The sequence below is a fragment of the Pseudomonas sp. Eth.TT006 genome, from assembly GCF_054456575.1.
In genome coordinates this window covers 1-17,388 of the sequence record NZ_JBTJEN010000021.1, presented here as the reverse complement: position 1 = coordinate 17,388, position 17,388 = coordinate 1, and the positions used below count along the sequence as shown (strand labels likewise).

Sequence of the window (17,388 nt, the reverse complement as noted above, 5' to 3'; positions counted from 1 at the left end):
GAACATGATGACCATCCAAAACAAGGCGCTGCCGACTCCCCGCAAACCGCTGGACCTGCGGCGCTTCCTCGACGACTGGGTCATGCTGCTGGCAGCGATTGGCATTTTCGTCGCCTGCACCTTGCTGATCGATAACTTCCTCTCGCCGCTGAACATGCGCGGGCTGGGCCTGGCGATTTCCACCACCGGCATTGCCGCGTGCACCATGCTGTATTGCCTGGCGTCGGGGCATTTCGACCTGTCGGTAGGCTCGGTGATTGCCTGCGCCGGGGTGGTGGCGGCAGTGGTGATGCGCGACACCAACAGCGTGTTTCTCGGGGTCAGCGCGGCGCTGGTGATGGGCCTGATTGTCGGGCTGATCAACGGCATCGTGATTGCCAAGCTGCGGGTGAATGCGCTGATCACCACGTTGGCGACCATGCAGATCGTCCGTGGTCTGGCCTACATTTTTGCCAACGGCAAAGCGGTGGGCGTCTCGCAGGAATCGTTCTTCGTCTTCGGCAACGGCCAGTTGTTCGGCGTGCCGGTGCCGATCCTGATCACCATCGTCTGCTTCCTGTTTTTCGGCTGGCTGCTGAACTACACCACCTACGGGCGCAACACCATGGCCATCGGTGGCAACCAGGAAGCAGCGCTGCTCGCCGGGGTCAACGTTGACCGGACCAAAATCATCATCTTCGCCGTGCACGGTGTGATCGGCGCGCTGGCCGGGGTGATTCTGGCCTCGCGCATGACCTCCGGGCAGCCGATGATCGGCCAGGGTTTCGAACTGACCGTGATCTCCGCGTGCGTGCTCGGCGGGGTGTCGCTGAGCGGCGGCATCGGCATGATCCGCCATGTGATTGCCGGGGTGCTGATTCTGGCGATCATCGAGAACGCGATGAACCTGAAGAACATCGACACGTTTTATCAGTACGTGATTCGGGGTTCGATTCTGCTGTTGGCCGTGGTGATTGACCGCCTGAAACAACGCTAAGATCAAGAGCCCCTCACCCCAGCCCTCTCCCAGAGGGAGAGGGGGAAGGGAGCAGATCTCATGGGTTTTCAAAACCTGAGTTCGATTCGATATTTCAGGTCGATGTAAATAGAACAAACTCCTCGATCAGTTCCCTCTCCCTCCGGGAGAGGGGGAAGGGAGCAGATCTCCAGGGTTTTCGAAACCTGAGTTCGACTCGATATTTCAGGTCGATGTAAATAGAACAAACTCCTCGATCAGTTCCCTCTCCCTCCGGGAGAGGGGGAAGGGAGCAGATCTCCAGGGTTTTCGAAACCTGAGTTCGACTCGATATTTCAGGTCGATGTAAATAGAACAAACTCCTCGATCAGTTCCCTCTCCCTCCGGGAGAGGGGAAAGGGAGCAGATCTCCTGGATTTTCAAAACCTGAGTTCGACTCGATATTTCAGGTCGATGTAAGTAGAACAAACTCCTCGATCAGTCCCCTCTCCCTCCGGGAGAGGGCTAGGGTGAGGGGGGCTTTTGATCTTCCCGCCTTTCGTCACGACCCCCAAATTTCCCTTGCCCGCCCACACCCGTTTCGGGTATCAATTTGTACATGATTAGACAGGTACGATTTGACAAGAAACAACGGGTGGTCGACGAGCTCGTCCGGCGCATCGAAAGCGGCCTCATGGAGGACGGCTTTCTGTTGCCCGGCGAACATCAGTTGGCTCAGGAATTCCAAGTCAGCCGCGGCACGCTGCGCGAGGCGCTGGCCGAGCTGAAGCGGCGTAATTACATCGCCACGCAAAGCGGCGTCGGCTCGATCGTCACCTTCGACGGGGTGGTACTCGACCAGCGCAGCGGCTGGGCGCAGGCGCTGGCCGACAGCGGGGTGCTGATCAATACCGAAGTGCTGCGGCTGGAAGCCGTGACCCGGCCCGATCTGCTCTCGCGTTTCGGCACCGACCAATTCATCACTCTCGACCGGCGTCGGCGCTCCAACGACGGCACGCTGGTCTCCCTCGAACGCTCATTGATGCCGGCCACCGGCGGCCTGGAAAGCCTGCCGCGCGTCGGTCTGATCGACAATTCGCTGACCATCACCCTGGCCGCCTATGGCTACATCGGCGAGCGCGGCGATCAATGGATCGGCGCCGAACCGCTGAATGCCGAAGACGCCGAACTGCTCGGGCGTCCGGTGGGCACGGTTTTCCTCAAGGCTCTGCGCACCACCTACGACCGGCAGAACCGCTTCATGGAGCAGGTCGAAAGCCTGCTCGATCCCGTGCATTTCCGCCTGCACCTGCAGTTCGGAGAGTCGAAATGAACGCCCTCAACCGCGCCCTCGGTGCGTTTTATGGCCTGGCCCTCGGCGATGCGCTGGGCATGCCCACACAATCGCTGAGCCGCGAAACGATCAAGACCCGTTTCGGCCGCATCAGCGATCTGCAGGACGCCGGCCCCCTGCAACCGATCGCCGCCAATATGCCCAAAGGCTCGATCACCGATGACACCGAACAGGCGATTCTGGTCGGCGAGTTGCTGCTCGAAGGCAAGGGCCGGATCGAGCCGGCGATCCTCGCGCAGCGTCTGATCGAATGGGAAGCCGAGATGCAGGCCAAGGGCTCGCAGGATCTGCTCGGGCCGTCGACCAAGCGTGCGATTGAAATGATCCTCGCCGGCCACTCGCCGGAAGAGGCCGGGCGCTATGGCACCACCAACGGCGCGGCGATGCGCATCACCCCGGTGGGGATCGCCGCTGATGTTGCCGATCCGCAGCGCTTCATCGCCGCCGTGGTACAAGCCTGTCAGGTCACCCACAACACCACACTGGGCATTTCCAGCGCGGCGGCGGTGGCGGCGGTGGTTTCGGCCGGGATCAACGGCGTGGATCTGGGCGAGGCGCTGAACCTCGGCCAGCAGATTGCGCAACAGGCAGAAACCCACGGGCATTGGGTCGCTGGCGGACGCATCGCTTCGCGCATCGGCTGGGCGCGGACCATCAGCGTCGACAGTGACAAGGCGTTACTCGCCGATCTGCTGTACGACGTGATCGGTACATCAGTAGCGTCGCAGGAGTCGGTGGTGGTCTCGTTCGCCCTGGCGCAGCAAGTGGCGATCGGCGAGATGAATGCGTTCGAGGCATTGTGCATGGCCGCCAGCCTCGGTGGTGACACGGACACCATCGCGGCGATTCTGGGCGCGATGCTCGGGGCCTGCCTGGGCCTGGAGAGCTGGCCGGCACCGATGATTGCCACGGTCAAGGCGGTCAATCATCTGGAGCTTGAACCGTTGGTGCAGGGGCTATTGGCCTTGCGCTGATTGAACTGACGCCATCGCTGGCAAGCCAGCTCCCACAGGGATAGTGCATACCTTAAGGTTCACTCTGGACATGTGGGAGCTGGCTTGCCAGCGATTGGCACACCGCATAATCGAATATTCACCCGCAATGGATCGCGCAGACAGGCCCAGGAAGGCCGGATGTCTTGTCGTTTGCATCATTGCCACAACCACAAAAAAGGCAAACAGGAGCACCGTTCATGAGTTCATCAAACGCCGGGCAAAGCGTCGGGCAACTGGAAACCCGGGGCATCGAACCGGTGCCGGAAGCCGAGTGCAACGGTCACCCGCTGCAGCTGTTCTGGGTCTGGTTCGCTGCCAACATTTCCATCCTCGGGCTGCCGCTGGGCGCCACGCTGGTGGCGTTTCGCGGGTTGGCGATCTGGCAGGCGATCATCGTCGCGATTGTCGGTGCCGCCGGGTCGTTCGCGGTGGTGGGGATCATCTCGATTGCCGGCCGTCGTGGCCGCGCGCCAAGCCTGACCTTGTCGCGGGCGATCTTCGGCGTACGCGGTAACATCGGCCCGACGCTGGTCTCGCTGATGTCGCGTCTGGGTTGGGAAACGGTCAACACCACCACCGCGGCGTTCGTGTTGCTGTCGCTGTGCTCGATCCTGTTTGGCTCGCCAGTCGAGGCGAAGAGTGCACCCGTGCTGACGCTGATCTTCATCGCGATTTTCGTCCTGCTGACGCTGTCGGTGTCCGGCCTCGGCCACGCCACCTTGCTGGTGATCCAGAAGTGGGCGACCTACGTGTTCGGCGCGTTGAACATTCTGGTCGGCGGCTTCCTCTGCGCCACCATCGACTGGAGCGCCGTGTTCAACGCCACCCCGGCACCGCTGAGCGCGATGATCATCGGCATCGGCACCATGGCCGCCGGCACCGGGATCGGCTGGGCCAACGCCGGTGCGGACATGTCGCGCTACCAGCACCGCAGCGTCAAAGCCGTGCGTCTGGTGGCGTCGGCGGCGTTCGGCGCGGGGATTCCGCTGGTGCTGCTGATCACCCTCGGCGGCCTGCTGTCGGTGGGCAATAACGACCTGGCGTCGGCGACGGATCCGATCGTGGCGATCCGCGACATGCTGCCGACCTGGATGGCCGTGCCGTACCTGATCACCGCGTTCGGTGGCCTGCTGCTGTCGAACAACCTCTCGGTGTACTCCGCCGGTCTGACCACTCTGACGCTCGGCCTGAAGGTCAAACGGGTGTACGCGGTTGTGGTGGACATCGTCGCGATCTTCGCCGGCTCGATCTACTTCATGCTGATCGCCGACAGCTTCTACGGCCCGTTCATCACCTTCATTTCCCTGCTGGCGGTGCCGATTACCGCGTGGGTCGGGATCTTCGTGGTCGACCTGATTCATCGTCACTACTACAGCCCGCAAGACCTGCTCGACGTCAGCCCGAGCAGCGCCTACTGGTATCGCGGCGGCGTCGAGTGGCGCGCGTTCGGCGCGTGGGCGATTGCCATCGTGCTCGGCTTCAGTTTCACCACCATCGGTACCACTGCCGAGAACGTCTGGTTCAAGGGCTTTCTGTCCGACTCATGGCTGGGCCACAACGGGCTGGGCTGGATCGTGACCTTCGTCGTGGCCGGTGGTATTTATCTGGTGCTGGGCGGGGCAAAAGACCGTCGCGCCGCGCAAGTCGAGGGTGCTCATGCCTAAGCTGTTGCACACCGGCCAGGTCATTATCGACCTGGTCATGACCGTGGATCGCTTGCCGCAAGTCGGCGGTGATGTGCTGGCGCAGTCCGCCGGTTTCGAGGCCGGTGGCGGTTTCAATGTGATGGCTGCTGCCGTGCGCAATGGCTTGCCGGTGGTTTATCTCGGCCGTCACGGCAGCGGGCGATTCGGCGACCTTGCGCGGCAAGCGATGCATGACGAAGGCATTCACATCGGCATCCACACGCCTGCGCCACGCGACACCGGAATCTGCGTGGCACTGACCGATGCCTCGGCCGAGCGCAGTTTTATTTCCTACATCGGCGCCGAAGGGGAGGTGACCGAGGAGGACTTGAACAGCGTGGCGGCCGAGGTGGGCGATTACGTTTATGTCAGCGGTTACAGTCTGCTGCATGCAGGCAAGGCGCAGGCGCTGCTGGACTGGACGCTGGCATTGCCGCAGGCGATCAACGTGGTGTTTGATCCGGGTCCCTTGGTCGAGTCGCCGGATTCAGCGCTGATGCAGGCGCTGCTGCCACGCATCGATGTGTGGACCAGCAACAGTGTCGAGGCGCTGCGCTTTACCGGGGCAGCGGACATCGCCGAGGCGCTGGATCGGCTTGCCGAGCATTTGCCGACCGATGTCTTGATCGTGGTCCGCGATGGGCCGCAGGGTTGCTGGATTCAACAGGCCGGGGAGCGTCGGCAGGTGCCGGGGTTTACCGTGAAAGCGGTGGACAGCAATGGCGCTGGGGATGCGCATGCCGGGGTGTTTGTTGCTGGGTTGGCGCGGGGTTTGGACATGTATGAGGCGGCTTCAAGGGCAAATGCGGCGGCGGCTTTGGCGGTGACGCGGTGGGGGCCGGCGACTGCGCCGGGGGCGGCAGAGGTGGATGCGTTTATCCGTGAGTCCTGCGGCGCCTGATCTGACGCTTTCGCGAGCAAGCCCGCTCCCACATTGGATTTTTGAACGACACAAATCCAATGTGGGAGCGGGCTTGCTCGCGAAGGGGCCATCAGCCTCCCAACAAAAATCAACTGGCCTTGCGCAACGCCGCAATCAACTCATCCTTGCGCATCGAAGAACGCCCCGGAATGTTCTTCGCCCGAGCCTCCTTGCGCAAACTGTCGACAGTCTGCTCATCGCGCGACGCTTTGCTGTCCCGCGCATGCCCCTTGCGGCTGGCCACCGCACGTCGCGATGATTCCTTGCGATCCTCGGACTTGGCGCTCGCCGGCTTCTTGCGCCCGGAGCCGCCGGCCTTCTCGCCGCCGCCCGACTGCTTGTTGACCGTGGCCCAGGCACGGGCTTCGGCCTCGTCTTTGGACAGGCCCTTGTGCTCGTAACTGTCTTCGATATGTTCGGCCTTGCGCTTCTGCTCGGCGGTGTATTTGTCTTTGCTTCCACGAGGCATGGGATTTCTCCTTGCGTCGGTAGATGAGATTCACACGTGGTCATCTGTAGGAGCTGCCGCAGGCTGCGATCTTTTGATCTGGATTTTAAAATCAACAGATCGCAGCCTGCGGCAGCTCCTACAGGGTTACGCGTTCACGACTTTCTAGTTCTCAAGCTTGCGTGCCGCTTCGACGCCAGCGGCGCTGAGCTTGATCGGCAGATTCAACGAGTGTTCGCCGGCCTCGTTGCAGGTCACATGGCCATGGTGGATCAGTCCGCGATCCTGCAGGGCGGCGAGGGCGCTGGCCACGACTTTCTCACCGCGATAGTTGTCCAGCACCTCTTTGCCCAGTCCGCTCGGATGGGCGTGCAGCAGGCGGGTGAGGACTTCTTTTTCCAGGTTTTTATCGACGTTCATGGTTACCTCTTCATGGATGTGAATAGGACGCTCGCGTCGGCGAACTACTGGCTGCCGCCCTCGGAACCCGAACCACCGGTGGTGGTTTTCGAGCCGACGCCGGGGCCGGCGTTATCGGGGGTGGCAGGGGCGTCAGGGGTGTTCATGCCACCCTGGCGGCCAGGATCGCTGCCTTGGGTGCGCGGGTCGGTGCCGGTGGCGGGTGGCTGATTGATCAATGGCACGCCGGAACCATCGGTGTTCATCCCCGGTGCACTGTTGATGGCGGGGGCACGTGGCGATGGAACCGGGTCGGTAGGACCGGTGCCTGCTGCGGTGGTCGAAGCGGCAAACACCGCAGGACTGAGCAGGGCGGCGAAAACGAGGGCAGTCAACCTTGACGGGATCATAGGGCTTCTCCAGTGATTGAATTCCTTACCTCTGATTGGTCTGCCCTGAAACTGGATTGGTGCCTGATGAACGACGAACGGTCTATTCCGGCGCGAGGGTTTTGATTCCGGCGTAACGCCACAGCAGTCGGCCAACCGTGATCAGCCAGTTCATCAGTGCCACGCCCAGCACAGCGAGCAGCAACGTTGGCAAGCCGTGTTCGACGATGATTTTCCCGGCCAGCAAAGGGAAGCCGAACACGCCGATGAAGTAAGCCAGGCTGAACATTAACAGCGCCTGGGACGTGGCGCCGTGGGGCGCTTCGTTGGCGGCGAGGCCGTTGATCACCGAGTACGTCAGGCCATAACCGACGCCGAGCATGAGTGCTGCCAGCAGATAGCTGAAAGCGCTTTCTACGCCGAACGCGAACATTACGATCGAGCCCAGCATCAGCCCCGACAACAGACACGAAGCCCACAGAGGATCGCGCTTGACCACAAAGCCTGCGATCAGCATTCGGCTGCTGATAGCGGCGCTCATGAAGCCCAGAAAGAACAGTGAGTAGTCCAGCGAGCGAGCCGTGGCGTAACTGGTCTGGAAGCTCGACAGCCCGCCGAATACGCAGCCACCCAGACCGACCATGATGATCGGGAACAGGGCCCGGGAGCCGAGCACCGAAGTTGTCGCCTGCCAACTAATCCTGGCCGCCGAAGCGGTTTGCGTACCTTGCAGGCGTGCTCCCAGACGCCAGAACAGCAGCACGCCGATCAGGCTCGCCAGCGCCGCCAGGTAGAAGGCCGAGGTCAGGGGCAGGCCGCAGGCACTGGCGGCCCGCCCGAGCAACGGTCCGCTGCCGATGCCGCTCATCATGCTCCCGGACAACAGCGCAAAGTATTTCGCCCGTTGCGCCGGGGTCACCAGACTGGCAACGATGATCGGCCCCAGCGTGTAGAAAACGCCCCAGCCCAGACCCAACAGCAAACCGAAAAACAGCAGCAGATGGCCGAACCCCGGCGTCAGCGCGAAACCCAGGCTGGCGACCACCAGCAACAGGCCGAACAAAGCGACTGAACGGGTCGCACCGAGAAGATCCGACAGGTGCCCTGAGACCAGCACCGCGACGAACGTGCTGAGCATCGCCGCACTGATCACGCTGCCGGCATCGTGTTCGTTACCCCCGCGTGAGCTGATCAATAGCGACAGTAAAAACGTCGACCCGTACGACAGTGACAACAGATAACTGGCGAGGCAGAACAGGCCGAACAGGCGGCTCGAGACCAGGGGTGTTGCTGACGGCATGGCGCGGTTCCTTGACCGGCAGAGTTGAGCTTCAACTATCTAACATGCCATCGGCGCGGATTAGTTCTGAGCTTGCTGATCTCAGGATCACCGCACGCCGGAGTAACGGCTACCAGTCGATACCGATTTCTTCCTTGAACTGCTCCATGAAACCTTTCAGACGCTGATGACGAACTTGCGCCAGACGCTGCCCGGCAGCGGTCTGGAAACCGTCGGCGAGGTGCAGCAGTTTGGTCTGGAAATGGTCGAGGCAATAGCGCGTGTCGTCGTAGTCGCGGGCCTTGGCTTCGGGGTCGAGCGGGTCGTACAGCGCGCTACCCATGCGCCCGGCCACGTAGAAGGTACGGGCGACGCCGAGCATGCCCAACGATTCTAGCCGGTCGGCGTCCTGGACCAGTTTTGCCTCCAGTGTCAGCGGAGTGATATTGGCGGAAAAACTGTGGGCTTCGATGGCGTGGGTGACGGCGCTGATTTTGCTTTCCGGCCAGTTCAGGTCGGCCAGTACGCTGGCGGCTTTGTCTGCGGCAAGCCGCGAAGCCTGCGAGCGCAGCGGTGAATTCTTTTCCACCGCCACGCAGTCGTGCAGCAATACGGCGGCGAGCAACACTTCAAGCTCGCCGCCTTCTTCGGCCTGCAGCGTGCGCGCGTTGTGCCACACCCGTTGCAGATGGGCGAGGTCGTGGGCGCCGTCGCCGGAGGGTTCCAGCGCGTGGGGCAACAACTCGGCGGCGAGTGAGGTGAGCGGCGTAAAAGCAGTGGCGTTCATGAGCCTCCTTGCAGGCTTAGCCAAATTTTGCAGCGAATGATACTTCTGTGGTGAGGGGATTTATCCCCGATGGAGTGCGAAGCAGTCCCATTTTTTCAGGGCTGCTGCGCACCCCATCGGGGATAAATCCCCTCACCACAAGGTTCTCTACCTGGTTTGGCATGTGACGAGCGCGGTCCGCGGCCTTAGTATGGCGCTTTCCTTTTCCGACAAGGCCTGTTCATGACGATCGAAATCCGCCCGGCGACTCCCAGCGATGCGCCGCAAATCCTCGCCTTCATCACCGAACTGGCAGATTTCGAAAAGGCCCGCCACGAAGTCATCGCCAGCGTCACCGACATCGAACGCAGCCTGTTCAGCGAAGGCGCTACCGCCCACGGCCTGATCTGCCTGCGCGACGGTGTACCGATCGGTTTTGCGGTGTTCTTCTTCAGCTATTCGACGTGGCTGGGCAGCAACTGCCTGTACCTCGAAGACCTCTACATCACCCCCGAACAACGCGGCGGCGGTGCCGGCAAAACCCTGCTGCGGCATCTGGCGAAAATCGCCTGCGACAACGACTGCGGGCGCTTCGAATGGAGCGTACTGGACTGGAACACCCCGGCCATCGAATTCTACAAATCCCTCGGCGCGCAGCCGCAGGAAGAATGGGTGCGTTATCGCATGGATGGCAAGGTGCTGCGCGAGTTCGCCGAGGGTCGCTGACCCTGTAGAAAAGATCGCAGCCTGCGGCAGCTCCTACATGCTCATCCCTGTAGGAGCTGCCGAAGGCTGCGATCTTTTTTACTCTAATCCCATAATATGGGAATGATATTTATATATTGAGATTTTATCACGCCAAGGTTTATAGTCCGTCGCACTCACTGCCAAAAAACAAAACAGGTGAAGCGATGCAGGCGCAATTGATCGCGCTCGATTGGGGGACGACCTCATTACGTGCTTACAAACTCGCGGCGGGCGGGGTGGTGCTGGAGCAGCGTGCGCTGTCGTCCGGGATCATGCAGCTACCGAAGACGCCGCGCGTCATCAACGGCCGTGAATGCGCCGACGGCTTTGAACTGGCTTTCGAAGAGGCCTGTGGTGACTGGCTCGCCGCGCAACCGGAGCTACCGGTAATCGCTTGCGGCATGGTCGGCAGCGCCCAGGGCTGGCGCGAAGCGGCCTACTGCGAAACGCCGGCGAACGTCGCCAATCTCGGAAACTCCCTACAAACCCTGATCAGTCTGCGCGGCACTCGGGTGCACATCGTTCCGGGCGTGATTCAGCGCTCACGGCTGCCCAATGTGATGCGCGGGGAAGAGACTCAGGTACTTGGCGTGCTGCAGAACCTGCCGGCGGAGGCGGGCGGCGATCTGTTGATCGGTCTGCCGGGCAGCCATTCCAAATGGGTGGAAGTGGTCGATGGCCGCATCACGCATTTCGATACGTTCATGACCGGCGAAGTGTTCGCCGTACTCAGTGAACACAGCATTCTCGGGCGCACCCAGCAACCGGCTGCGTCCTTCGATGGCCCGGCGTTTGACCGTGGCGTGCAGGTCGCGCAGTCAGCGGACGGCGAACTCGGCGTGCTCTCGACACTGTTCAGTGCCCGTACCCTGGGCCTGACCGGCGAACTGGCGCCGACGGCGCAGGCGGATTACCTCTCGGGGCTGATGATCGGCCATGAGCTGGCAGCACTGGCTGGAGGGCAACGCCGTCGGCGTAACAGTCCGCATCTCCCATCGATCATCCTCATCGGCAACGCGCAACTCTGCACCCGCTACAGCCGCGCCCTCGATGCCTGCGGTTTCGCCAACGTGACGCTGGCCGAGCAGGCCACCGAGCGTGGCCTGTGGCAACTGGCGCTGGCCGCCGGACTGCTCGATTCCTCATCCCGTTAACCCTGACTGGAGGCCTGACATGCTCAAACAAGCACTGGCAGAAAACGGTCTGATCGCGATTCTGCGTGGCCTGCATCCGCAGGAAGCCGCCGCTGTCGGAGAAGTCCTGTATGCGGCTGGATTTCGCGTCATCGAAGTACCGCTCAATTCCCCTTCGCCGTACGACAGTATCCGCATCCTGCGTCAGACCTTGCCTGCCGATTGCCTGATCGGAGCCGGCACGGTGCTGACCGCCGAACAGGTCGAGCAGGTGAAAGCCGCGGGCGGTCAGGTGATCGTCATGCCGCACAGCGACGCCAAAGTGCTGCGCGCGGCGAAAGCGGCGGGGCTGTACCTGTCACCGGGGGTTGCCACGCCGACCGAAGCCTTCGCGGCGCTGGAGGAGGGCGCGGACATTCTCAAGCTGTTCCCGGCCGAGCAGATGGGGCCGGCGGTGGTTAAAGCCTGGCTCGCGGTGCTGCCTGCGGGAACGGTGCTGGCGCCGGTCGGCGGGATCACCCCGGACAATATGCAGGCGTTCATCGATGCCGGCGTGAAAGGTTTCGGCCTTGGTTCCGGTCTGTTCAAACCGGGCATGACAGTTGAGCAAGTAGCGGTAAATGCCAAGGCCTACGTCGCCGCCTGGAAAGCCCTTCGCTAACATTTCTGGCGCATCTACAAGAGAGACAAGAAGATGAAAATCACCAAACTCACCACCTTCATCGTCCCGCCGCGCTGGTGCTTCCTCAAGGTCGAAACCGACGAGGGCGTGACCGGTTGGGGCGAGCCCGTGGTCGAGGGCCGCGCCCACACCGTGGCTGCAGCGGTCGAGGAATTGTCCGACTACCTGATCGGCAAAGACCCACGCAATATCGAGGACATCTGGACCGTGCTTTATCGCGGCGGCTTTTACCGTGGCGGCGCGATCCACATGAGCGCGCTGGCCGGTATCGATCAGGCGCTGTGGGACATCAAAGGCAAGGCCCTCGGGGTGTCGGTCAGCGATCTGCTCGGCGGTCAGGTGCGTGACAAGATCCGCGTGTATTCATGGATCGGCGGCGACCGTCCGGCCGACACCGCTCGCGCCGCGAAAGAGGCGGTGAGCCGGGGTTTTACGGCGGTGAAAATGAACGGCACCGAAGAGCTGCAATTCCTCGATTCCTTCGAGAAAGTCGATCTCGCGCTGGCCAACGTGGCCGCCGTGCGTGACGCAGTCGGGCCGAACGTTGGTATCGGTGTCGACTTTCACGGTCGGGTGCACAAGCCGATGGCCAAGGTGCTGATGAAGGAACTCGATCCGTACAAACTGATGTTCATCGAAGAACCGGTGCTCAGCGAAAACTACGAAGCGCTGAAAGAACTGGCGCCGTTGACCAGCACACCGATTGCCCTCGGTGAGCGGCTGTTCTCGCGCTGGGACTTTAAACGGGTGTTGAGCGAAGGCTACGTCGACATCATCCAGCCGGATGCTTCCCACGCCGGCGGCATCACCGAAACCCGCAAGATCGCCAACATGGCCGAAGCCTATGACGTGGCGCTGGCGCTGCATTGCCCGCTGGGGCCGATTGCGCTGGCGGCGTGTCTGCAACTCGACGCCGCTTGTTACAACGCGTTTATCCAGGAGCAGAGCCTGGGCATCCATTACAACGAGAGCAATGATTTGCTCGACTACGTGAAGGACCCACGGGTGTTCGACTACGACCAGGGCTTCGTGAAGATTCCGAACGGCCCGGGGCTGGGCATCGAGATCAACGAGGAATACGTGATCGAACGCGCGGCGGTCGGCCACCGCTGGCGCAACCCGATCTGGCGCCATGCCGATGGCAGTTTTGCCGAGTGGTGAGCACCCTCTGATCCACCCCAATCCCTGTGGGAGCTGGCTTGCCAGCGATGACGGCGGCACATCCGACACTGATGTAACAGATGCACCGCTATCGCTGGCAAGCCAGCTCCCACAGGGGCCGGTTCAGCTTCAAGACTGTCCTCAAATAATCATAAAAAGAGGCACCCCCATGCCACCGCAAACCCTTACCGGGCAGGCGTGTCTAGTCACGCCCAGCCGCAAGCGATTCTTCATCATGGTGCTGCTGTTCATCACCGTGGTGATCAACTACCTCGACCGCAGCAACCTGTCGATTGCCGCCCCCGCGCTGACCAGCGAACTGGGCATCGATCCGGTGCACGTCGGGCTGATTTTCTCCGCGTTCGGCTGGACCTATGCGGCGATGCAGATCCCCGGCGGCTGGCTGGTGGATCGGGTGCCGCCGCGCATTCTCTACAGTGTCGCGCTGCTGCTGTGGTCGCTGGCCACGGTGCTGCTGGGTTTCGCTGCCAGCTTCATCGCGCTGTTCGTATTGCGCATGGCGGTCGGCGCACTGGAAGCGCCGGCCTATCCGATCAACAGCCGCGTGGTCACCACCTGGTTTCCCGAGCGCGAGCGGGCCACGGCGATCGGTTTCTACACCTCCGGGCAATTCGTCGGGCTGGCGTTTCTGACCCCGGTGCTGGCGTGGCTGCAACATGAATTCGGCTGGCACATGGTGTTCGTCGCCACCGGCGCGGCGGGGATTGTCTGGGCGGCGATCTGGTACGCGGTGTATCGCGAGCCGCGCGATTTCAAGGGCGCCAACGACGCGGAGATCGAGCTGATCCGCGAGGGTGGCGGGCTGGTCGACATTCAAACGCAAACCGCCAAGGCTGCGTTCAGTTGGACTGATCTGGGCATCGTCCTGAGCAAGCGCAAGTTGTGGGGCATCTACCTCGGCCAGTTCTGCCTGAACTCGACGCTGTGGTTTTTTCTGACGTGGTTTCCGACCTACCTGGTGAAATATCGCGGCATGGACTTCATCAAGTCCGGCCTGTTGGCGTCGTTGCCGTTTCTCGCCGCGTTCGTGGGCGTGCTGTGTTCCGGGTTCTTTTCCGATCTGCTGATTCGACGCGGCTGCAGTGTGGGTTTTGCGCGCAAGCTGCCGATCATTGGCGGGCTGCTGATTTCCACCTCGATCATCGGCGCCAATTTCGTCGAGTCGACGCCGTTGGTGATTGCCTTTCTGGCGCTGGCGTTTTTCGGCAACGGGCTGGCGTCGATCACCTGGTCACTGGTTTCGACCTTGGCACCGGCGCGCTTGCTCGGGCTGACCGGCGGGGTGTTCAACTTCATCGGCAACCTGTCGGCGATTGCCACGCCGATCGTCATTGGTTTCCTCGCCAGCGGCGATTCGTTTGCCCCGGCGATCACCTACATTGCCGTGCTGGCGTTGATCGGTGCGTTGTCCTACGTGCTGCTGGTGGGCAAGGTCGAGCGTATCGAGTTGTAGTGCTTCGCGTCGGGCGACCATAATGCCGCCCGTTCCCTCGCTCAACGGTAAAGGCTGGATATGCAGGAAGACGCCCCGGAAAAAACCAAGGACGCCGCGCCCACCGGCACCCAGACGCTGCTTCGCGGACTGGGGGTGGTGCAGGCGGTGGCCAGTGGCGCGCGCGATCTGAAAGAGATCGCCCGGCTGATCGGCACCACGCGCAGCACCACCCATCGTCTGGCCAGTTGTCTGGTGGACGAACGCTATCTGCGCGTGGTCCCGCAAATCGGCTACCTGCTGGGGCCGAAGCTGATCGAGCTGGGGTTTCAGGCGCGCGAAGAGTTGCCGCTGGTGAGTCTGGCTGCGCCGTATCTGGACGAGTTGTCGGCGCTGACCGGTGACACCGTGCATCTGGGCATTCGCGAAGGCGACGAGGTCTTGTATCTGCTGAAAAATCCGGGACGTTATGGCCCGGAAATGCGTTCGCGGGTCGGCCATCGCATGCCGCTGGCGCGTACCGGAATCGGCAAGGCGTTGATGCTCGATGATGCGCCGCAGGATTGGCAGCGGCTGTATGATCTCAGCCTGCCGGCGGGTGGGAAAAGTCAGTTCTGGCCGCAGCATCCCCAGCAATCGTGGGAACAGCTTGAGCAGCGCATGACCGAGTACGTGGCCGGGGGCTACGCCTTCGATCTGGAAGACAACGAACCGTCGATCCGCTGCGTGGCGGCGCCGATTCGTGACGCGAGCAAGCGCATTGTGGCGGCGATCAGCATCGCCAGCACCGTGCCGTACATGCCGCTGGAAAAAATGGCCGAGCTGATCCCCCTGATCAAAGGGGTCACAGCCCGGCTGTCGGCGGAGCTGGGTTTAAAGATTTAAACCTTGAGCGTCGCCATGTCGATCACGAAACGGTATTTCACGTCACCGGCGATCATCCGCGCGTAAGCCTCGTTGATCTGGCGGATGTCGAGCATTTCGATGTCACAGGTGATGTCATGCTCGGCGCAGAAATCCAGCACTTCCTGGGTTTCGGCGATGCCGCCGATCAACGAACCGGCCAGCACACGACGGCCCAGCACCAGGTTGGCGGCATGCACTGGCGGATCGATCGGTTCGATCAGGCCGACCAGAATGTGCACGCCATCAAAGCGCAGGGTTTGCAGGTACGGGTTGAGGTCGTGCTGCACCGGAATGGTATCGAGCAGGAAGTCGAAACGGCCGGCAGCGGCGGCCATCTGCTCGGCATCGGTGGAGACGATCACATGATCGGCGCCCTGACGACGACCTTCCTCGGCCTTGCTCGCCGAACGGGTGAACAGCGTGACTTCCGCGCCCATGGCCTTGGCGAACTTGATGCCCATGTGCCCGAGGCCGCCCATGCCGAGAATCCCGACCTTGTCGCCAGCCTTGACCCCGTAGTGCTTGAGCGGCGAGTAGGTGGTGATGCCGGCGCAGAGGATCGGCGCGGCGCTGGCCAGATCGAGTTTCTCCGGAATGCGCACGACGAAGTGCTCGCTGACCACGATACTGTCCGAGTAGCCGCCCATGGTGTTGCTGCCATCGACCCGGTCCGGCGTGGCGTAGGTCATGGTCGGGCCTTCGAGGCAGTATTGCTCGAGGTTCTGCTGGCAGGCGGCGCAGGTGCGGCAGGAGTCGACCATGCAGCCGACACCGACCAGATCGCCGACTTTGTGTTGGGTGACGTTGGCACCGATGGCGGTGACTTTGCCGACGATCTCGTGGCCGGGCATCAACGGGTACACGGCGATGCCCCATTCGTTGCGCGCCTGGTGGATGTCGGAGTGGCAGACGCCGCAGTACAGAATCTCGATCGCCACGTCGTCAGCGCGAGGGCTGCGGCGTTCGAATTTCATCGGGGCGAGGGGGGTGGTGGCCGATTGAGCGGCATAGCCGATAGCGGTGTACATGAGGAACCTCGCAAAAGCAGTGACAGGTGAGGTGGCACATTCTGGGCGCCGTCTGTCGCTGCGGCCATGACGATTCCTCCGGGTCTCATGCCTAATCCTCCGGCATGCAGGTCTGGGCAAACGCATTGGCGAAAGGATCTGCGATGATGCTTGCCTGCCTTTTTCCGTGACTTTTTTGAAGACCCCTCCGATGCAGTTGACCCGCCACCTTGATGCCAATGCCACACTGGTTTCGCTGATCGAGCCGCTGGCGCTGTGCGATGGTTACAGCCAGACCGGGTTGCCCGGCGTGCAGGTGTTGCGCGCCAGTTGCGACGTCGCGCGCGGCCCGCACATTTATGAGCCGAGCCTGATGATCATCGCCCAGGGCAGCAAACTGGCGTTCCTCGGCCCGCGCACCATGGAATATGGCGCTGGGCACTACCTGATTCAGGCGCTGCCGGTGCCGTTCGAGTGCGAAACCTTTGCCTTGCCCGACGCGCCGTTGCTTGGGGTGTCGGTGGCCATCGACCGCGTGCTGCTCGGCGAACTGGTGCTGGCCATGGGGCTGGCGCCGGGGCGGCACATTCCGGCGCAAACCCCGGAGTCGATGACGTCAGTGGTGCTCGACGATGACATGCGCGGCTGCGTCGAACGCTTGCTGCGTTGCCTGCACGATCCGCTGGAGCGGCAGATTCTCGGCCCGGCGCGGGTGCGCGAATTATTGTTCACCGCGCTGCGCGGACCGCAGGCCGATGTGTTGCGCGCACTGGTGGAACAACAGGGGCAGTTCGCCCGGGTCGCGGCGTCGATCAGCCATCTGCACGCGCATTACACCGAACCGCTGAATGTCGAGACTCTGGCCAGTTGCGCCAACATGAGCGTTTCGTCGTTTCACGAACACTTCAAACGCAGCACGTTGTTGTCGCCGGTGCAGTACCTCAAGCGCTTGCGTTTGCTCAAGGCGCAGACGTTGCTGGTGGCAGAAGGGCTGGGCGTGGCGCAGGTCGCGCATCGGGTGGGGTATCAGAGCACGTCGCAGTTCAGTCGTGAGTACAAGCGCTACTTCGAGCGCAGCCCGGGCGAAGAACGCGTGGCCTGAGTTGCCGCACAATAGGCTGAATTGGC

At 62.1% G+C, this 17,388-nt stretch carries 18 protein-coding genes; 12 read left to right on the top strand and 6 right to left on the bottom strand.

The window, feature by feature from the left end; translation table 11 throughout:
• The first annotated feature begins 7 nt into the window (after positions 1–7).
• From araH to ACXR0M_RS24675, 5 genes are all read left to right on the top strand, one after another.
• Positions 8–976 (top strand): L-arabinose ABC transporter permease AraH, encoded by a 969-nt coding sequence (araH, locus tag ACXR0M_RS24695; protein ID WP_027612371.1) that lies wholly within the window; start codon positions 8–10, stop codon positions 974–976.
• 577 nt (positions 977–1,553) lie between these two features.
• Positions 1,554–2,267, top strand: coding sequence for a GntR family transcriptional regulator (locus ACXR0M_RS24690; protein ID WP_458834264.1), 714 nt, complete (start codon positions 1,554–1,556; stop codon positions 2,265–2,267).
• On the top strand, positions 2,264–3,262 hold the full coding sequence (locus tag ACXR0M_RS24685; protein ID WP_458834263.1) for an ADP-ribosylglycohydrolase family protein: 999 nt from the start codon (positions 2,264–2,266) through the stop codon (positions 3,260–3,262). Before ACXR0M_RS24690 ends, ACXR0M_RS24685 begins: the two co-directional genes overlap by 4 nt.
• Before the next feature lie 218 nt (positions 3,263–3,480).
• Positions 3,481–4,947: a purine-cytosine permease family protein gene (locus tag ACXR0M_RS24680; RefSeq protein WP_458834262.1), complete on the top strand. Its 1,467-nt coding sequence runs from the start codon at positions 3,481–3,483 to the stop codon at positions 4,945–4,947.
• A complete protein-coding gene (locus ACXR0M_RS24675) occupies positions 4,940–5,869 on the top strand; it encodes a PfkB family carbohydrate kinase (RefSeq protein ID WP_458834261.1) in 930 nt (309 codons plus the stop codon). The genes ACXR0M_RS24680 and ACXR0M_RS24675 overlap by 8 nt, the downstream gene beginning before the upstream one ends.
• Positions 5,870–5,978: 109 nt before the next feature.
• Here ACXR0M_RS24675 and ACXR0M_RS24670 read toward each other — a convergent pair whose 3' ends face one another.
• The 5 genes from ACXR0M_RS24670 to ACXR0M_RS24650 all read right to left on the bottom strand — a co-directional run bounded on the left by ACXR0M_RS24670 (position 5,979) and on the right by ACXR0M_RS24650 (position 9,192).
• Positions 5,979–6,359, bottom strand: a complete 381-nt coding sequence (locus tag ACXR0M_RS24670) for a Rho termination factor N-terminal domain-containing protein (RefSeq protein WP_458834260.1) — start codon at positions 6,357–6,359, stop codon at positions 5,979–5,981.
• A gap of 144 nt (positions 6,360–6,503) precedes the next feature.
• A complete protein-coding gene (locus ACXR0M_RS24665) occupies positions 6,504–6,758 on the bottom strand; it encodes a hypothetical protein (protein WP_458834259.1) in 255 nt (84 codons plus the stop codon).
• Positions 6,759–6,802: 44 nt separating this feature from the next.
• Positions 6,803–7,147: a hypothetical protein gene (locus ACXR0M_RS24660; RefSeq protein WP_458834258.1), complete on the bottom strand. Its 345-nt coding sequence runs from the start codon at positions 7,145–7,147 to the stop codon at positions 6,803–6,805.
• A gap of 82 nt (positions 7,148–7,229) precedes the next feature.
• Entirely contained in the window at positions 7,230–8,426 is a 1,197-nt protein-coding gene (locus ACXR0M_RS24655) for an MFS transporter (protein ID WP_458834257.1), read from the bottom strand.
• A gap of 109 nt (positions 8,427–8,535) precedes the next feature.
• Positions 8,536–9,192 (bottom strand): HD domain-containing protein, encoded by a 657-nt coding sequence (locus ACXR0M_RS24650; protein ID WP_458834256.1) that lies wholly within the window; start codon positions 9,190–9,192, stop codon positions 8,536–8,538.
• A 222-nt stretch (positions 9,193–9,414) separates the two neighbouring features.
• On the opposite strand from ACXR0M_RS24650, the gene ACXR0M_RS24645 reads away from it, so the two are divergent.
• The 6 genes from ACXR0M_RS24645 (at position 9,415) to ACXR0M_RS24620 (ending at position 15,232) form a co-directional block, all read left to right on the top strand.
• Positions 9,415–9,897 carry an N-acetyltransferase family protein gene (locus tag ACXR0M_RS24645; RefSeq protein WP_458834255.1) on the top strand — a complete coding sequence of 161 codons (483 nt, stop codon included), beginning with the start codon at positions 9,415–9,417 and terminating at the stop codon, positions 9,895–9,897.
• 185 nt (positions 9,898–10,082) lie between these two features.
• Positions 10,083–11,072 carry a 2-dehydro-3-deoxygalactonokinase gene (locus tag ACXR0M_RS24640; RefSeq protein WP_458834254.1) on the top strand — a complete coding sequence of 330 codons (990 nt, stop codon included), beginning with the start codon at positions 10,083–10,085 and terminating at the stop codon, positions 11,070–11,072.
• Between the two features lie 19 nt (positions 11,073–11,091).
• A complete protein-coding gene (locus ACXR0M_RS24635) occupies positions 11,092–11,712 on the top strand; it encodes a 2-dehydro-3-deoxy-6-phosphogalactonate aldolase (RefSeq protein ID WP_458834253.1) in 621 nt (206 codons plus the stop codon).
• 33 nt (positions 11,713–11,745) lie between these two features.
• Complete coding sequence (dgoD, locus tag ACXR0M_RS24630) at positions 11,746–12,894, top strand: galactonate dehydratase (RefSeq protein WP_007961968.1); 1,149 nt, start codon at positions 11,746–11,748, stop codon at positions 12,892–12,894.
• A 169-nt stretch (positions 12,895–13,063) separates the two neighbouring features.
• On the top strand, positions 13,064–14,368 hold the full coding sequence (locus ACXR0M_RS24625; protein ID WP_458834252.1) for an MFS transporter: 1,305 nt from the start codon (positions 13,064–13,066) through the stop codon (positions 14,366–14,368).
• Between the two features lie 60 nt (positions 14,369–14,428).
• Positions 14,429–15,232: an IclR family transcriptional regulator gene (locus tag ACXR0M_RS24620; protein WP_458834251.1), complete on the top strand. Its 804-nt coding sequence runs from the start codon at positions 14,429–14,431 to the stop codon at positions 15,230–15,232.
• Here the strand turns inward: ACXR0M_RS24620 and ACXR0M_RS24615 are convergent.
• Complete coding sequence (locus ACXR0M_RS24615; protein WP_458834250.1) at positions 15,229–16,281, bottom strand: NAD(P)-dependent alcohol dehydrogenase; 1,053 nt, start codon at positions 16,279–16,281, stop codon at positions 15,229–15,231. The genes ACXR0M_RS24620 and ACXR0M_RS24615 overlap by 4 nt on opposite strands.
• A 190-nt stretch (positions 16,282–16,471) precedes the next feature.
• Here ACXR0M_RS24615 and ACXR0M_RS24610 point away from each other — a divergent pair, with 190 nt between their 5' ends.
• Positions 16,472–17,362, top strand: a complete 891-nt coding sequence (locus ACXR0M_RS24610) for an AraC family transcriptional regulator (RefSeq protein WP_047295740.1) — start codon at positions 16,472–16,474, stop codon at positions 17,360–17,362.
• Positions 17,363–17,388 lie beyond the last annotated feature (26 nt).

What these genes read in the sequence shown, in the direction of transcription:
- araH (WP_027612371.1), top strand. Translation starts at nt 8, where the DNA reads ATGACCATCCAAAACAAGGCGCTGCCGACTCCCCGCAAACCGCTGGAC.
- ACXR0M_RS24690 (WP_458834264.1), top strand. Translation starts at nt 1,554, where the DNA reads ATGATTAGACAGGTACGATTTGACAAGAAACAACGGGTGGTCGACGAG.
- ACXR0M_RS24685 (WP_458834263.1), top strand. Translation starts at nt 2,264, where the DNA reads ATGAACGCCCTCAACCGCGCCCTCGGTGCGTTTTATGGCCTGGCCCTC.
- ACXR0M_RS24680 (WP_458834262.1), top strand. Translation starts at nt 3,481, where the DNA reads ATGAGTTCATCAAACGCCGGGCAAAGCGTCGGGCAACTGGAAACCCGG.
- ACXR0M_RS24675 (WP_458834261.1), top strand. Translation starts at nt 4,940, where the DNA reads ATGCCTAAGCTGTTGCACACCGGCCAGGTCATTATCGACCTGGTCATG.
- ACXR0M_RS24670 (WP_458834260.1), bottom strand. Translation starts at nt 6,359, where the DNA reads ATGCCTCGTGGAAGCAAAGACAAATACACCGCCGAGCAGAAGCGCAAG.
- ACXR0M_RS24665 (WP_458834259.1), bottom strand. Translation starts at nt 6,758, where the DNA reads ATGAACGTCGATAAAAACCTGGAAAAAGAAGTCCTCACCCGCCTGCTG.
- ACXR0M_RS24660 (WP_458834258.1), bottom strand. Translation starts at nt 7,147, where the DNA reads ATGATCCCGTCAAGGTTGACTGCCCTCGTTTTCGCCGCCCTGCTCAGT.
- ACXR0M_RS24655 (WP_458834257.1), bottom strand. Translation starts at nt 8,426, where the DNA reads ATGCCGTCAGCAACACCCCTGGTCTCGAGCCGCCTGTTCGGCCTGTTC.
- ACXR0M_RS24650 (WP_458834256.1), bottom strand. Translation starts at nt 9,192, where the DNA reads ATGAACGCCACTGCTTTTACGCCGCTCACCTCACTCGCCGCCGAGTTG.
- ACXR0M_RS24645 (WP_458834255.1), top strand. Translation starts at nt 9,415, where the DNA reads ATGACGATCGAAATCCGCCCGGCGACTCCCAGCGATGCGCCGCAAATC.
- ACXR0M_RS24640 (WP_458834254.1), top strand. Translation starts at nt 10,083, where the DNA reads ATGCAGGCGCAATTGATCGCGCTCGATTGGGGGACGACCTCATTACGT.
- ACXR0M_RS24635 (WP_458834253.1), top strand. Translation starts at nt 11,092, where the DNA reads ATGCTCAAACAAGCACTGGCAGAAAACGGTCTGATCGCGATTCTGCGT.
- dgoD (WP_007961968.1), top strand. Translation starts at nt 11,746, where the DNA reads ATGAAAATCACCAAACTCACCACCTTCATCGTCCCGCCGCGCTGGTGC.
- ACXR0M_RS24625 (WP_458834252.1), top strand. Translation starts at nt 13,064, where the DNA reads ATGCCACCGCAAACCCTTACCGGGCAGGCGTGTCTAGTCACGCCCAGC.
- ACXR0M_RS24620 (WP_458834251.1), top strand. Translation starts at nt 14,429, where the DNA reads ATGCAGGAAGACGCCCCGGAAAAAACCAAGGACGCCGCGCCCACCGGC.
- ACXR0M_RS24615 (WP_458834250.1), bottom strand. Translation starts at nt 16,281, where the DNA reads ATGTACACCGCTATCGGCTATGCCGCTCAATCGGCCACCACCCCCCTC.
- ACXR0M_RS24610 (WP_047295740.1), top strand. Translation starts at nt 16,472, where the DNA reads ATGCAGTTGACCCGCCACCTTGATGCCAATGCCACACTGGTTTCGCTG.